The 13943-nt window shown below is 71.2% G+C and carries 13 protein-coding genes; 7 read left to right on the forward strand and 6 right to left on the reverse strand.

Annotated features, from left to right (window positions below; translation table 11 throughout):
* Positions 1-46: 46 nt before the first annotated feature.
* On the forward strand, positions 47-499 hold the full coding sequence (locus tag AC3RJ6_RS09400; RefSeq protein ID WP_491426787.1) for a MarR family winged helix-turn-helix transcriptional regulator: 453 nt from the start codon (positions 47-49) through the stop codon (positions 497-499).
* A 168-nt stretch (positions 500-667) separates the two neighbouring features.
* Here AC3RJ6_RS09400 and AC3RJ6_RS09405 read toward each other — a convergent pair whose 3' ends face one another.
* The gene (locus AC3RJ6_RS09405; RefSeq protein WP_491426788.1) at positions 668-1093 is read right to left on the reverse strand and encodes a VOC family protein; all 426 of its coding nucleotides are present in this window, start codon (positions 1091-1093) and stop codon (positions 668-670) included.
* Between the two features lie 202 nt (positions 1094-1295).
* Between AC3RJ6_RS09405 and AC3RJ6_RS09410 the strand changes: the two genes are divergently transcribed.
* From AC3RJ6_RS09410 to AC3RJ6_RS09420, 3 genes are read left to right on the forward strand one after another with little or no spacing between them, the layout of a single operon-like run.
* On the forward strand, positions 1296-1706 hold the full coding sequence (locus AC3RJ6_RS09410) for an ArsR/SmtB family transcription factor (protein WP_491426789.1): 411 nt from the start codon (positions 1296-1298) through the stop codon (positions 1704-1706).
* A complete protein-coding gene (locus tag AC3RJ6_RS09415) occupies positions 1703-2176 on the forward strand; it encodes an SRPBCC family protein (RefSeq protein ID WP_491426791.1) in 474 nt (157 codons plus the stop codon). The genes AC3RJ6_RS09410 and AC3RJ6_RS09415 overlap by 4 nt, the downstream gene beginning before the upstream one ends.
* Before the next feature lie 53 nt (positions 2177-2229).
* Positions 2230-2670: a VOC family protein gene (locus tag AC3RJ6_RS09420; RefSeq protein WP_491426792.1), complete on the forward strand. Its 441-nt coding sequence runs from the start codon at positions 2230-2232 to the stop codon at positions 2668-2670.
* A gap of 30 nt (positions 2671-2700) precedes the next feature.
* Here AC3RJ6_RS09420 and AC3RJ6_RS09425 read toward each other — a convergent pair whose 3' ends face one another.
* The 3 genes from AC3RJ6_RS09425 to AC3RJ6_RS09435 form a co-directional block, all read right to left on the reverse strand.
* Positions 2701-3315 (reverse strand): GyrI-like domain-containing protein, encoded by a 615-nt coding sequence (locus AC3RJ6_RS09425; RefSeq protein WP_491426793.1) that lies wholly within the window; start codon positions 3313-3315, stop codon positions 2701-2703.
* 153 nt (positions 3316-3468) lie between these two features.
* Complete coding sequence (locus AC3RJ6_RS09430) at positions 3469-4743, reverse strand: MFS transporter (protein WP_491426795.1); 1275 nt, start codon at positions 4741-4743, stop codon at positions 3469-3471.
* 68 nt (positions 4744-4811) lie between these two features.
* Entirely contained in the window at positions 4812-7220 is a 2409-nt protein-coding gene (locus tag AC3RJ6_RS09435) for a phosphoketolase family protein (protein WP_491426796.1), read from the reverse strand.
* A gap of 114 nt (positions 7221-7334) precedes the next feature.
* Between AC3RJ6_RS09435 and AC3RJ6_RS09440 the strand changes: the two genes are divergently transcribed.
* Positions 7335-8261, forward strand: a complete 927-nt coding sequence (locus AC3RJ6_RS09440) for an AEC family transporter (protein WP_491426797.1) — start codon at positions 7335-7337, stop codon at positions 8259-8261.
* 43 nt (positions 8262-8304) lie between these two features.
* Positions 8305-9063: a DUF1353 domain-containing protein gene (locus AC3RJ6_RS09445; protein WP_491426798.1), complete on the forward strand. Its 759-nt coding sequence runs from the start codon at positions 8305-8307 to the stop codon at positions 9061-9063.
* On the opposite strand, the gene AC3RJ6_RS09450 is transcribed toward AC3RJ6_RS09445, so the two are convergent.
* Positions 9053-9361: a hypothetical protein gene (locus AC3RJ6_RS09450; RefSeq protein ID WP_491426799.1), complete on the reverse strand. Its 309-nt coding sequence runs from the start codon at positions 9359-9361 to the stop codon at positions 9053-9055. The two genes, AC3RJ6_RS09445 and AC3RJ6_RS09450, sit on opposite strands and share 11 nt — an antisense overlap.
* A gap of 95 nt (positions 9362-9456) precedes the next feature.
* Between AC3RJ6_RS09450 and AC3RJ6_RS09455 the strand changes: the two genes are divergently transcribed.
* The gene (locus tag AC3RJ6_RS09455) at positions 9457-10065 is read left to right on the forward strand and encodes a TetR/AcrR family transcriptional regulator (protein WP_491426800.1); all 609 of its coding nucleotides are present in this window, start codon (positions 9457-9459) and stop codon (positions 10063-10065) included.
* A gap of 192 nt (positions 10066-10257) precedes the next feature.
* Here the strand turns inward: AC3RJ6_RS09455 and AC3RJ6_RS09460 are convergent, their stop codons facing one another.
* Positions 10258-13776, reverse strand: a complete 3519-nt coding sequence (locus AC3RJ6_RS09460) for an OmpL47-type beta-barrel domain-containing protein (protein ID WP_491426801.1) — start codon at positions 13774-13776, stop codon at positions 10258-10260.
* Positions 13777-13943: the final 167 nt, after the last annotated feature.

A 13943-nucleotide genomic window follows, 5' to 3' on the forward strand; every position in this document is an offset into this window, starting at 1 on the left:
CACGCAAATACAAAGCGCAAGCAACTACTTTTGGAGAGGAGCGGGCATGGGCATCGCCGACGACGCCGTCGAAGTGCGCGCGCAGGGCTGGCGCACGCTCGCCGCACTGCACGGGCTCATCGAGTCCGAGCTCGAGCGCGCGCTCGGGGCATCGGCCAACCTGTCGGTCGTCGAGTACACCGTGCTCGACGCGCTGAACCGCCAGGACGGCTGGCACATGCGCATGCAGCAGCTCGCGCGCGCGACCGCGCTCAGCCCGAGTGCGACCACCCGGCTCGTCAACCGCCTCGAAGACCGGGCGCTGCTCACCCGCATCCTCTGCGCCGACGACCGGCGCGGCATCTACACCGAGCTCACGTCCGCCGGGCGGGCGCTGTACGAGCGGGCCCGCCCGATCCACGACGAGACGCTCGAGCGTGTGCTCGCGCAAGCGGCCGAGCAGCCCGAGCTCGCCCCCGTGGTCGACGCACTGCACGTCGCGGCGCCCGTCGCGGGCTGAACTCGCGCTCGTGCGCTTCCCGCCCCGCCTTCGGAGATCGCCACGGGATCGGGCGATCCGACCGTGTCGCATCCGATTCGGTGGTGATCGCCGAAATCGAGGTGCGCCCGAACGCGGCAGCGCGCCCGAGCGAGTGCCCGGGCGCGCTGTTCGTGGTGGATGCGGCGCTCAGCCCTGCGCCTCGCCCCCGATGTTGACGAGCCAGGTCACGCCGTAGCCGTCGACGCACATGCCGAACGCGTCGCCCCACGGGGCGACTTCGAGCGGCACGATCTCGGAGCCCGAACCGAGCAGCTTCTCCCAATAGCCGCGGAGCGTCGCGTCGTCGTCGGGGCCGCCCGAGAGCGAGACCGAGATGTTGCTCGTCGTGGCGGCCGGCGGCATGTGGCTCGGCGTGTCGGCGGCCATGAGCACGATGCCGCCCTCGCCCTCGAGCTGCCCGTGCATGATCTTGTCGGCGTCGGCCGGGTCGTCGGCCTGTCCGAACTCGGCGAACGTGCTCATCGTGAGCTCGCCGCCGAACACCGAGTGGTAGAACTCGAGGGCTGCGCGGGCGTTGTCCTGGAAGTTGAGGTACGGGTTGAGCCGAGCCATGGTGCGTCCCTTCGTCGAGGTGTGCGGTCAGGGCCGATGATTCTCGCTCGGGCGGCGGGCCGCAAGACCCGGTTTCCGCCATCCCGTCCGTCGCCTGCGCGCTCGACGAACAACGTGCGAGAAAGTGCTTGACCGCGGCATCCCCCAGTCGTATCCTTTAATCAACCAAAAGGTTGATCAAAGAACAGGTTGAGGAGGGGTGATGATCGTGGACCCGAGCTCGGATGACCGCCTCGATCGCGCGTTCATGGCCCTCGCCGACCCCGTGCGCCGGCGCATCATCGCACGGTTGAGCCGTGGGCCGGCGACCGTGAACGAGCTCGCCGACCCGTTCGAGATCACCAAGCAGGCCGTCTCGAAGCACATCCAGGTGCTCGAGCACGCGGGTCTCGTCACGCGCACCCGCGACGCCCAGCGTCGCCCCGTGCACCTCGACCCGGCGGCCCTCGAAGCCCTCACCGCGTGGATCGACCGCTACCGGCTGATCCACGAGCAGCGGTTCCGCTCACTGGACGCGCTGCTCGCCGAAAGCACCACCGCGGAGGCCTCGTCCGAGGCATCCGACCCCGCGGCCGACGCAACCGGCCGCCGAACGGAAGAAGAACGATCATGACGAACCCCGTCACCATCACCGCCCCCGAAGGCCTGCCCTTCATCGAGATCGAGCGCGAGTTCGACGCCCCCGTCGCGGCGGTGTTCAACGCGCACCGCGACCCCGAGCTCGTCAAGCAGTGGCTCGGGCCGAACGGCTACGAGATGAGCATCGAGCGGTGGGACTTCGTCTCGCAGGGCGGCTACCGCTACGTGCACACCGACACCGACGGCGCCGACTGGGCGTTCAACGGCACCTTCCACTCGGTGCGCGAGAACGAGCTCGCGATCCAGACCTTCGAGTTCGAGGGGTACCCCGACGTCGTCGCGATCGAGTCGATGACCTTCGAAGACCTCGGCGGGGGGCGCACGAAGCTGCGCATCCACTCGGTCTACCCGACCGTCGAGAGCCGTGACGGCATGGTCGCGAGCGGCATGGAGCGCGGCGTGACCGAGGGCTACGCCCGTCTCGACGGCCTCGTCGCGGCCTGACGCGACACCCCCGGCGAACCCGCACCGCAGAACACCACGAAACGGAGCAGATCATGGACTGGACCCTCGAGGTCGTCATCGTGCCGGTCGCCGACATCGACCGCGCGATCGAGTTCTACCGCGACCACGTCGGTTTCGAACTCGACCACCACACCGTCACCGAGCACATGGAGGTCGCGCAGCTGACGCCGCGCGGCTCGGGGTGCTCGATCGTCGTCGGCAACCTCCCGAGCCAGCGCGAGATGGCGCCGGGCTCGCTCAAGGGGCTGCAGCTCGTCGTCGCCGACGCGGCCGCGGCCCGGGCCGAGCTCGTCGGGCGGGGTGTCGAGTGCAGCGACATCGTCGTCTTCGACGAGCGCGACGGCGGCACCTTCTTCGGCTTCGCCGACCCCGACGGCAACTCGTGGGCGGTGCAGCAGATCACGGCCCGCGCCGAGCGCCCGCTCATCCCCGTCGAGGCGCGCCAGCGCTTCGGCGCCGAGCAGGAGGCCTGAGACCCTGCGGCAGCCGGTCGCGCGCGTCGCTCAGTCGGCGCGCACGACCGGCTGCCGCAGGATCGTGCGCAGTTTCTCGGGCGCCGTGCGCCGAGGGTCGCCGAGATAGATCTCGTGGTGCGGGCCGCCGAAGCGCAGCCCGTGCTCGGGCATGAACTCGTCGTGCAGGCGCGCGAGCGTCGGCCCCTCGTCGTCGTACGAGCCGAGGTGCAGGGTCTGCACGCTGAGCCCCTCGTCGAGGGCCCCGAGCCGCACGCGACCGGCGGCGGTCGTCTTCGCGGCGGCCTGCTCGCGGGCGGCGCCGAACACGTCGGCGTCGAGCCAGTCGGGTTGCCAGATCATCATGGTCCACGACCACGCCGACTTCTCACGGGTGACGAAGGTCGTCGGATCGTCGGCCGTCCACAGGCCCTCGAGCGGGCCGACGACGTGATCGCGCCCGAGCCCGCGCTTCAGCGCGAACTTCGCCGCGTACGAGACGGCGTAGAGCGCCTCGACCGCGGCCGCGTACTCGGGCGCGGTGTTCGGGTCGCCGTGGCCGTCGACCATCGCGTAGCGCAGGGTCGGCACCTCGACGAGCTCGAACCGCCCGCGCGGGGCGGTGTAGGTCGCGATCTCGCGCTTGGGGTCGAACTTCGTGGCCATGAGCCTCATCCTGCCGGGACCCACCGACGCGGGCCGCCACGCTTTCGGAGATCATCACGATCTCGGACCGACACGCCGTGACCGCCTCCGAAAAGCTGGTGATCTCCGAAATCGTGGTTGCGGAGTGCGGCGGTGTGAGGGTCGGGTTCCGGGTCAGGCGTCGACCGCGGTCGTCGACCCGGTGCCCGTGGCCACCGCGGTGGCCACGCCGCCGTCCGCGTCGTCCGCCGGCCGCCGCCGCACCTGCCCGGCGACCGAGAGACTGAGGATCATGACCGCCCCGACCGCGAGCAGCGCGTACCGGGCGCCGACCTCGTCGGCGAGGAGGCCCAGCAGCGGCGGCGCCGCGAGCGACGAGATGGTCGAGAACGACGTCACGACCGAGACGCGCTGCCCCGCGCGAGACGGGTCGTCGGAGGCCGCCGAGATCGCGATCGGGTTGCCGAGCGCGGTGCCGCAGCCCCAGAGCACGATGCCGATCCAGGCGATGGCGAGGTTCGGCCCGAAGACGAACAGCGCGAGCCCGATGAGCGACGAGACGCCCGAGGCGCGCAGCACCGCGACCCGCCCGAACCGGTCGATGAGGCCCGTGCCGACGAACCGGAACACCGTCATCGCCCCGACGAACGTGCCGTACGCGATGGCGCCGATCGCCTCGGTCGAGGCGAACCCGTCGACGACGGCGAGCGTGAGCCAGGTGGTCGCCGCCCCCTCGGCGAGCGAGGCGGCGAGCAGCACCACCCCGAGCAGCAGCGTGCGCGGCTCGAGCCACGCGCCGAGCGCCGACCGCACCGCCTGCCGGTTGCGTGCACCCGTCGCTGCGGCGTCGACCGACCCGGTCGCCGTCGAGACGGGCTGCTGCCGCGTGTAGGCGGTCGACGCGGGCACGAGCAGCGCCCGCAGCACCGTGACGATCGCGGTCACGACGACGACCTGCGTCGCGACGTGCACCCCGGCGAACGAGAACGCCCCGGCGATGAGCGCGCCGCCCGCCGCGCCGATCGAGAACGCCGCGTGGAACTGCGGCAGCACCGCCCGGCCGAGCTGCTGCTCGACGGCGGCGGCGTTGATGTTGATCGGCACGTTGATGAACGCGCCGCAGAGGCCGTTCACGAACATGCCGGCGATGAAGAATCCGAGTCCCCAGCCCATCAGCCCCGCGGCATCCAGCCCGAAGCCCAGCACGTTGCCCACGGTGCCCGCGATGAGCACGTTGCGGCTGCCGAACCGGGCGACGTTCGCGCCGATCGTGAGCGCGCCGATGAGCGAGCCGATGCCGCCGATGATGAGCAGCGAGCCGAGCTGCAGCGCGCTGATGTCGAGCGCCGTGCGGATCGACGGCATGCGGCTCATCCACGAGACCTGGATGAGGCCGAACAGGGCGAACTGGGCCATGAGCGACCAGCGGGCGCGTGAGACGGTGGGCACGCGCCGAGGCTATCAGTCAAGATCCCTTACTCGTGCGCGGGATCCGGACATCGAACGTCCGATTCCCGTCAGGGGCGCCGCGCCTCGAACCGCCACCCGGTGATCCACTCGGGGTCCTCGCCGTGCTCGTACGCGTACGCCCGCGCCGCGCCGCGCGCCGCCTCCCATTCGGCGGCGATCTCGGCGACGCCGGGCCGCGCCGCGAGCCCCGGCACCCGGCGCACGACGTCGAGCGCGAGCCGGTACCGGTCGAGGTCGTTGAGGTGCAGCATGTCGAACGGCGTGGTCGTGGTGCCCCGCTCGGCGAAGCCGCGCACGTGCAGGTTCGCGTGGTTCGTGCGCCGGTACGCGAGCTGGTGGATGAGCGACGGGTACCCGTGGAACGCGAAGATCACGGGCGCCGACGTCGTGAAGATCGCGTCGAACTGCGCATCGGTCAGACCGTGGGGGTGGCGCGAGAGATCCTGCAATCGCATGAGGTCGACGACGTTCACGAGCCGCACGCGCAGGTCGGGCAGCCGCTCGCGCAGCAGTTGCGCCGCCGCGATCGCCTCGACGGTCGGCACGTCGCCCGCGCAGGCGAGCACGACCTCGGGTTCGGATGCCGCGGGGTCGCGTTCGTCGAACTCCGGTTCGTTGCCCGCCCAGGGCCAGACCCCGAGCCCGGCCTCGACGTGCGCGTCGGCCTCGTCGGGCGAGAGCCATTGCTGCTGCGGCTGCTTGCCGGCGACGACGACGTTGACCCGGTTGCGCGTGCCGAAGGCGTGCCGCATGGTCGCGAGCAGGGTGTTCGCATCGGGCGGCAGCGACACCCGCACGATCTCGGCCTGCTTGTTGACGACGACATTGAGGAATCCCGGGTCCTGGTGCGAGAAGCCGTTGTGGTCCTGTCGCCACACGTGCGACGAGAGCAGGTAGGTGAGACTCGCCACGTCCTCGCGCCACGGTACCTCGCGCGCCGACTCGAGCCACTTCGCGTGCTGGTTGAACATCGAGTCGACGATGTGGATGAACGCCTCGTAGCTCGTGATGAGCCCGTGGCGGCCGGTGAGCAGGTATCCCTCGAGCAGGCCCTGCATGAGGTGCTCGCTGAGGGCCTCGATCACCCGGCCGCGCCGGGCGAGGTGCTCGTCGAGGGGATGCAGCGCCTCGGCCCAGACCCGGTCGGTGACCTCGAAGACCGCGCCGAGCCGGTTCGACAGCACCTCGTCGGGCCCGAACAGGCGGAACGAGTCGGGGTTGTCGCGCACGACGTCGGCGAGCCACGCCCCGAACACGCGGGTCGCCTCACCGGTGACGCCGCGCCCGTCGGCCGGCACGTCGACCGCGTGGGGCCGGGTCGGCGGCAGCTCGAACGGGCGCACGATGCCGCCGTTCGCGTGCGGGCTCGCGCTCATGCGCAACTCGCCCGCCGGGCGCAGCACGTCGAGCTCGCGGGCCGGGCGACCGGCGTCGTCGAACAGCTCCCCGGTGCGGTACGACCGCAGCCAGTCCTCGAGCATCGCGAGGTGCTCGGGGTTCTCGCGCACCTCCGCGAGGGGCACCTGATGCGCGTGGAACGTGCCCTCGACCTGCACCCCGTCGACGACGCCCGGGCCCGTCCAGCCCTTGGGCGTGCGCAGCACGATCGCCGGCCACCGCGCCGCCCGTGCCGCGAAGGCCCCCGCTGCGGCATCCGCCCGGATCGAGGCGATGCGGTCGTAGGCGACGTCGATCGCATCGGCCATCCGCGCGTGCACCGACATGGGGTCTTCGCCGTCGAACCCGCCGGTCACGAGCAGCGGCTCGTAGCCGTTGCCCCTGAAGAAGTCGACGAGCTCCGACTCGGGGATGCGCGCGAGCAGGGTGGGGTTCGCGATCTTGTAGCCGTTGAGGTGCAGGATCGGCAGCACGGCGCCGTCGGTCGCCGGATCGAGGAAGGCGTGGCCGCGCCAGCTCGCGGCGAGCGGTCCGGTCTCGGCCTCGCCGTCGCCGATGACGCACGCGACGACGAGCCCCGGGTTGTCGAGCGCCGCGCCGTAGGCGTGCATGAGCGCGTACCCGAGCTCGCCGCCCTCGTTGATCGAGCCCGGCGTCTCGGGCGCTGCATGCGAGGGGATGCCGCCCGGGAACGAGAACTGCCGGAAGAGCCGCGCCATGCCCGCACGGTCGGCCGTCACCTCGGGGAACAGCTCGGAGTACGTGCCGTCGAGCCACGCGTTCGCGACCATCGCCGGGCCGCCGTGACCGGGTCCGCAGACGTAGAGCGTCGGGGTGCCGCGCTCGACGATCGCGCGGTTGAGGTGCGCGTACACGAGGTTGAGCCCGGGGGAGGTGCCCCAGTGGCCGAGCAGGCGCGGCTTCACGTCGTCGCGCGTGAGCGGCTCGTCGAGCAGCGGGTTGCGCATGAGGTAGATCTGGCCGACGCTCAGGTAGTTCGCGGCGCGCCACCACCGATCGACGAGCTCGAGCGGCAGTCGTTCGTCAGCTCCGGTCATCGTCCACCCCGTTCGATCGCACCCGCATCCCCGAGCCTAGCCGGGCGCTTTCAGCGGGTTGAGGAGGGAGCGCAGCGACCGTCTCGAAACCCGGACACGGTTAGGCTCGAGCCGATGGGATCGGTGTTCACGGGATTCGCGGTGATCGCGCTCGCCGTGTTCGTCGGCTGGCTCGCCGCCCGCACCGGCGTCGTGGGGCCGGAGGCCCGGCCCATCCTCGCCCGCCTGAACTTCAGCGTGCTCGCGCCGTTCCTGCTCTTCTCGGTGCTCGCGACCGCCGACGTCGGGGCGCTGTTCTCGGCGCTGCTGCCCGTCTCCGCGCTCGCCGCCGTCACGATGATGCTCGTCTTCGGACTCGTGTCGATGCTCGTCTGGCGGCGCAGCCTCGAACGCACCGTGATCGGCTCGCTCGCCTCGGGCTACGTGAACGGCAACAACTTCGGCATCCCCATCGCCGTCTACATGCTCGGCGACGCGGCGTACTCGGCGCCGATCGTGCTGCTGCAGCTGCTGCTCTTCGCGCCGGTCGCGCTCGCGATCCTCGGCGCGCGGGTGCAGGGCGACACCTCGGCCTGGAAGATCATCCGGTCGACGTTCACGAACCCGATCATCGTCGGGTCGCTGCTCGGGGTCGGAGTGGCGGTGGCGGGCATCGACCTGCCGCCCGTCGTGCTCGAGCCGATCGAGCTCATCGGGCACGCGGCCGTGCCCCTCATGCTCATCTCCTTCGGCATGTCGTTGCACGGGCAGCGCCTGCTCGCCGCGGGAACGGGGCGGCGCGACGTCGTGCTCGCGGCGAGCCTGAAGCTCATCGCGATGCCCGTCGTCGCCTGGCTGCTCGGCAGGTTCGCCTTCGGCCTCGACGACACCGCGCTCTACGCCGTGACGGTGCTCGCCGCGCTGCCGACCGCGCAGAACGTCTTCAACTACGCGCAGCGGTACGACACCGCCGAGATCCTCGCGCGCGACACGGTCTTCATCACGACACTCGGCTGCCTGCCCGTGCTGCTGGGGCTCGCCCTCGTGCACTCGCTGACCTGACTGACGGGAGCGCCATGATGGGTGGGAGCCAAGGAGGTCGCCCATGCCGTTCCTCGCCGACGACGGTGCCCCGCTCGCCGAGCTCGGGCTCGCCCAGCGCCCCGCCGACCACCCGACGTTCGAGCTGACGGCCGCGTTCGCGTACCTCGACCCCGTCACCGGGCGCCGATACCGGGTGCCGGCCCGCGACGAGGCATCCCGTCGACAGGGCGAGGACGGCGCCGAACCGCTCGACGGCTTCTCGACCGACCTCGCCTCGGTGCCGACGCCCCTGTGGGGCATGATCGCGAGCTACGGGCGGCAGTCGGCGCCCGCCGTGCTGCACGACGCCAGGTCGCGCGAGGCAGCGGCGCTCGGCGACCCGCGGGCCGCGCTCGTGCAGCGCCGCGAAGACGACCGGGTGTTCCACACGGCGCTCCGCGAACAGGGCGTGCCGCGCATCCGCGCCCGGCTCATGCAGGCGTGGGTCGCCGCCGATCGCGAGCGGCAGTTCGGGGGTGTGCGCGGCTGGACCCTCGTCGTGCAGTCGGCGGCCGGTGCGCTCGCGCTCGTCGCGGCATCCGTCGCCGCGTTCTGGAACCCGTGGTGGCTCGTCGCGTGGCCCGTCGTCGCGCTCGCCGTGTTCGTACACGGCCGGCTCGCCGGGCTCGTGGCGACGCTCACGTTCTCGCTCGCGCTCGTGGGGCCGTTCATCCTCGTGCAGCTCGCCGCGCTCGTGCCGTTGCGCGTCGTCGAGGCGCTCGTCGAGCTGGTCACGGGCGGCGACCCCGGCGGCGTCTGGCGGCCGACGCTCAGGCCGTGAGTCGACGACGGGCGGCGCGTCGGCGGAGTGCCCCGTAGCCGCGCATGAGCTGCGGCACGACGACGTAGACGGCGGCCGGCACCACCACGAGCGTGAGCACGAGTGCGCGCAGCACTGGGTGCCACCCGTCGGTGATCGGGGCCAGCGCGACCATGCCGACGGAGACGAGCGGGAAGATCGCGAGCCAGGTGATGACCGCCCTGACGTGGACGGAGGGCGCGGCGGGGGCGGTCGGGGCGACCGGCGCGGTCGGCGCTGCGGCGGCGACGACGGATGGGGTGGCGGTGGTGACGTCCATGGATGATCTCCTCAATTCCAACTGAATGGTTGTAATTGAAGCACGGGGTTCGAAGAATCACAACCATCTGGTTGGAAATTGCTAGGATGGGTCGCATGGCCTGGGACACCGAGCGCACGAAGCGACTGCTGCTCGACGCGGCGACCGCCGAGTTCAGCACGTACGGGCTCGCGGGGGCGCGCATCGACCGCATCGCCGCCTCGGCCGGGGTCAACAAGGAGCGCATCTACCAGTACTTCGGCAAGAAGGACGAGCTCTTCGAGACCGTGCTCGCGACGCGGCTCCGCGCCACGATGGACGACGTGCCGATGGCGGGCGAGGGGCCCGAGGCCGTCGGCGACTACGCGGGGCGACTCTTCGACCACCACATCGCCGACGGCGTGATCCCGAGGCTCGTCGCCTGGGAGGGGCTCGAGCTCGGCGCGGCGCCCGTGGCTGGCGAGGACCGCCGCCGCTACCACGAGGAGAAGGCGGCGCGCTTCGGCGCGATGCTTCCCGGCGTCGATCGCGAGACGGCCGGCGAGCTGCTGCTCACCATCGTCACGCTGGTGAACGGCTGGCCGGTGCTCGCGCAGCTCGACGAGCTGCTCGTGCCCGGAGGCGGCGGTGAAACCCGCGGCCGCCCCGAGCGGGTCGAGCGCCGGCGCGCGGCGATCGTCGACATGGCCACCGCCGCGGCACGGTCGGCGCTCGCGAGGGCGTAGCCCGCCAGAGCACACCGCCCGCCGAGGTTCAGGGACAACCCTGATCCTCGGCGGGCGGATGCCGCGTACGTTGGACACCAGATCGTCGCCGCGGCATTGCAGGGGGAACTGTCACCGCGGGTCGAGGCGATCGCGCCGGCCGGTACCTCGGACCCGAAACGGGGCGCCGGCCGGCTTCACCTTCTCCGGCGGTCAGCCCTTCGGACCCGCCTTCCGCTCGAGTTCGAGCGTGCGCGCCGCTTCGGTGTTGCCCGCCGCGTCGACCGCGCGGTACTCGATCGCCGTCGTCGCCTTGCCGACCTGGATCGGACCCGTGTACGGCTGGAAGCCGCCGTCGCCGACGCGCACCTCGATCCGGTCGACGCCGGCGGTGGCGTCGACGGCCGTCAGCGTCACGATGCGCTTCTTCGTGTCGACCCGGGCCGTGGTGACCGGAGCGACCGTGTCGCGGCGGACGGTGATGGCGGCCTCGTCGGAGACATTGCCCGAGGCATCCGTCGCCCGTACCGTGACCGTGGTCGCGCCCTCGGCGGTGATCGCGATCGGCGCGACGTAGGGCTGCCAGCCCGACGCCGTCGAGACCTCGATCGCGGGTGACTCGTCGAGATCGTCCGTCGCGGTCGCCACGACCTCGACGGCGCCCGTGAACCAGCCGCTCGCCGGAGCCTCGGGCGAGGTGGCGAGGGCGACCGTCGGCGCCGTGGCGTCGCGCACGACCGGGTGGGTGCGGAACGCGTCGACGATCATGTAGCTGCCCGTCTTCATCGTGCCCGTGATCGTGTGCACGCCCGGTGCGAGGTCGTCGAGCGAGAGCACCGTCTGCTGGTGCAGCCGGGTCGGGCTCGAGAACGACTGCGTCTTCACGAACTGGCCGTCGATGCTGATGTCGACATCGCCGAGGTCGCTGTTGATCTGCGACACGATGTCGATGCCGGTGCCGTGGAAGGTGAGTTCCCACGAGTCCCCGAGGTTCTGCGTCGCGTCGATGTCGTCGAGCCAGGCCCCGCCGCCACCGCGCGCCGCGTCGCGCCAGAGCCAGGTCTCGCGGGTGGGCGATGCGGCCGTGCGATAGACGACGCCCGACGTGTTGTTGAGCAGCTCGGGTTCGGTCGGCTTCGTGAGCGAGACGGTGACGTCGGTCGAGGCGCGGCGCACACCGAGCGTGATCGGCTCGCCGGCGGGCAGCGCGTTGTAGGCCTGCCAGAACGAGTTGCGCTGCTCGGTGACGGCGGTGCCGTTGATGCTGCGCACGAGGTCGTCGGTGCGCAGTCCCGCGTCGGCCGCGACGCTGCCGGCGGGGACGGCGACGACCTTCACGCCCTTGAAGTCGCTGATCGCGTACGACGACTGCTCGGCGGTCGTGGTGATGTTCGCGATGCTGCCGCCCCAGAGCGGCTCGACGTACTTGCGCCGGGCGAGCTCGATCGGGTCGGGGCCGGTGGTCCCCGTCGGCAGCACGGCCTGCGGCGGCAACGCGCCGCCGGGGGCCCCGAAGCCCGTCATCGGGATGTTCTCGTAGCCGAGTGCGAGTGCCGGCGAGGCATCCCCGACCGTGAAGTCGTAGTCGCCCACGGGGTCGGCGTTCGAGAACGCCGGATCGCCGACGGCCGAGTCGCGGTCGAGGCCTGCCGCGTACCAGCTCGTCGCGGTGTTGAGCGTCTTTCCGTCGACCGAGAGCTTCTCGGTGCCGCCCCCGCCCGGCCGGATGTCGATCGCGGCGCCGGCGTTCCAGAACAGGTTCGCGCCGATCGCGTACCGGGCGCGGACCGGGTCGTTGAGCACGTTGTCGTACGGGAGCCGGCCGAGCGTGATGTTGTGGTCGATCTCGTCGCCGCCGGGCATGTAGCTGACCTGCTCGTAGGTCGACCCGTCGAGGATGAGGTTGTTGCGGAGCGTGCGGTCGAACCCGTCGCGCAGCTTCACGCCGCCCTTCAGCAGCACGTTGTCGGTCATGACGAAGTTCGAGGAGCCGTCGTCGAGGTCGATGGCCCAGTCGCCGTCGTGCCAGAAGCGGTTGTGGTCGATCGTGATCGGCTCGATCGTGTCGAGCTTCATCATCTCGCGCGCCTGCTCGGCGGTGAGTGCGCCGCCGGTGTTGCCCATGAACTCGACGCCGTCGGCCAGGCTCGCGAACGCGTTGTTCGCCGCGCCGGTCTTCCAGAACCGGGTGCGGCCCCACGCGTTGATCGAGCCGTTGTCGCCCGTCTCGCGCACGCAGTCGAAGATGTCGTTGTCCTGGACGAGGTGTCCGCCCCACGTGGTGTCGGAGAAGTTGAGGCAGGCGCGCGGGCTGTCCGAGAGCGAGTTGCCGCGCACGGTGACGTCGAGGGCCATGGAGATGTTGACCGACGAGGTCTGCTTCTCGTAGCGCCCGTTGTTGCGCATGACGTTGCCCTCGATGAGCACGTCGCGCGGGTAGTCCTCGGTCTTCGGTCCTGCGCCGAGGTCGGTGATGCGCGGGGTCGTGAAGTAGTTGCCCGCGTAGTCGCGCACGGCGGCGGGGGATCCGACGACGTGCACGTCGGTCGCGCCGTTGTCCTCGAAGCGGCTTGCGGTGATCTTCGTGCCGCTGTTGTAGCCGTCGAGGAAGATGCCGTTGCCGCCGAGGCCGGTGAACGAGGAGCCCGTGATCGCGACGTCGCGGCTGTTCTTCACGGTCGCGGCGCCCTTGCGCACGACCGACCAGTCGCCACGCGCGAGACCCTCGAAGGTGTTGTTGAAGAGCGTGCGGTGGGTGCGCTCGAAGGCGAGGTTCTCGAACGCGATGTCGTGGATCGGGTCGCTCGGCGACGTGCCCGTGAGCGTCACGAGCTCGTCGAGCTCGCCGACCTCGATCGTCGCGGCACTGAGGTCGACGCCCGCGGCGGGCTTGAGGTACAGCTTGTTCGCGTCGCGGTCGAGGAACCACTCGTTCGCCGCGTCGAGCTCCTCGCGGATGTTCTCGACCATGACGGCGCCGCTGTTCATCGGCAGTCCCGAGCCGCAGTCCTGCGGGCGGTTGTTGTCGCCGACGAACTCGAGCTGCAGCGCGTCGGCGCCGCGCCCCTCGATCGTGAACGAGACGCTGCCCCAGTCGTGGCAGTGCATCGCCCGCACGTAGCCGGTCGCCGGCTTCGACCAGTTCGCCGACCGGGAGTTCAGTGTCGCCATGGTGGTCGTGCCCTCGAGCCGCTTGGCGCTGTCGTCCCAGTTCGGGTAGCGCGCCATGACCTGGCGGGCGTCGTCGACGAAGAGCTCGTCGAAGTCGATGCCGGCCGGCACGTCGGTCACCATGATGCCCGGGTCGGCCGCGGTCGGCGCCCACGCGCCCGTGAGCTTGCGCCCGCCGTTGAGCGTGGCGCCGTCGCCGGCTCCGACCCAGCGCACGGGGGCGGCCGCACTGCCGGAGTCGGCGTTCGTGAGCGCGAGCGTCTCGTCGAGGTAGTAGTCGCCCTCGGCGAGCAGCACCGTGACGGGTGCGCCGCCGGGGAGGGCGTCGCGCACGAGCTCCTGCGCCCGCGCGAGCGACTTGACGGATGCCTCGGCCGAGTCGCCGGCCGCGGCGTCGTCGCCGTCGGGGGCGACGTAGACCGTCACGGCCTCGGCGGCGTGCGCCGGGAGGGCGGTGAACGTCGACAGCGCGAGGGCGGCGAGGCCGACGCCGGCGATCGTCTGGAGGAGGCGGTGCGCCGGCTTGGCGGCGTTGGATGACGGGTCGATCTGTGCTGACACGGGGAACTCCCTCGTTCGTCGGGTGTCGTGCGCCGGAATCGGCGAAACATCGGATCTCTATCGGCTCACGTTAGGGCCGTGAGTCGAATCCGTCAACGGTCGACGAAGATTCATCGCAGATTCCTCGGATGTCACGACATGAGCAGGTCGGCGCGAAGCGGTCGTGG

Source organism: Agromyces cucurbitae, assembly GCF_058349945.1.

What these genes read in the sequence shown, in the direction of transcription:
- AC3RJ6_RS09450 (WP_491426799.1), bottom strand. Translation starts at nt 9,361, where the DNA reads ATGGACGTCACCACCGCCACCCCATCCGTCGTCGCCGCCGCAGCGCCG.
- AC3RJ6_RS09405 (WP_491426788.1), bottom strand. Translation starts at nt 1,093, where the DNA reads ATGGCTCGGCTCAACCCGTACCTCAACTTCCAGGACAACGCCCGCGCA.
- AC3RJ6_RS09440 (WP_491426797.1), top strand. Translation starts at nt 7,335, where the DNA reads ATGGGATCGGTGTTCACGGGATTCGCGGTGATCGCGCTCGCCGTGTTC.
- AC3RJ6_RS09420 (WP_491426792.1), top strand. Translation starts at nt 2,230, where the DNA reads ATGGACTGGACCCTCGAGGTCGTCATCGTGCCGGTCGCCGACATCGAC.
- AC3RJ6_RS09425 (WP_491426793.1), bottom strand. Translation starts at nt 3,315, where the DNA reads ATGGCCACGAAGTTCGACCCCAAGCGCGAGATCGCGACCTACACCGCC.
- AC3RJ6_RS09400 (WP_491426787.1), top strand. Translation starts at nt 47, where the DNA reads ATGGGCATCGCCGACGACGCCGTCGAAGTGCGCGCGCAGGGCTGGCGC.
- AC3RJ6_RS09445 (WP_491426798.1), top strand. Translation starts at nt 8,305, where the DNA reads ATGCCGTTCCTCGCCGACGACGGTGCCCCGCTCGCCGAGCTCGGGCTC.
- AC3RJ6_RS09415 (WP_491426791.1), top strand. Translation starts at nt 1,703, where the DNA reads ATGACGAACCCCGTCACCATCACCGCCCCCGAAGGCCTGCCCTTCATC.
- AC3RJ6_RS09435 (WP_491426796.1), bottom strand. Translation starts at nt 7,220, where the DNA reads ATGACCGGAGCTGACGAACGACTGCCGCTCGAGCTCGTCGATCGGTGG.
- AC3RJ6_RS09410 (WP_491426789.1), top strand. Translation starts at nt 1,296, where the DNA reads ATGATCGTGGACCCGAGCTCGGATGACCGCCTCGATCGCGCGTTCATG.
- AC3RJ6_RS09455 (WP_491426800.1), top strand. Translation starts at nt 9,457, where the DNA reads ATGGCCTGGGACACCGAGCGCACGAAGCGACTGCTGCTCGACGCGGCG.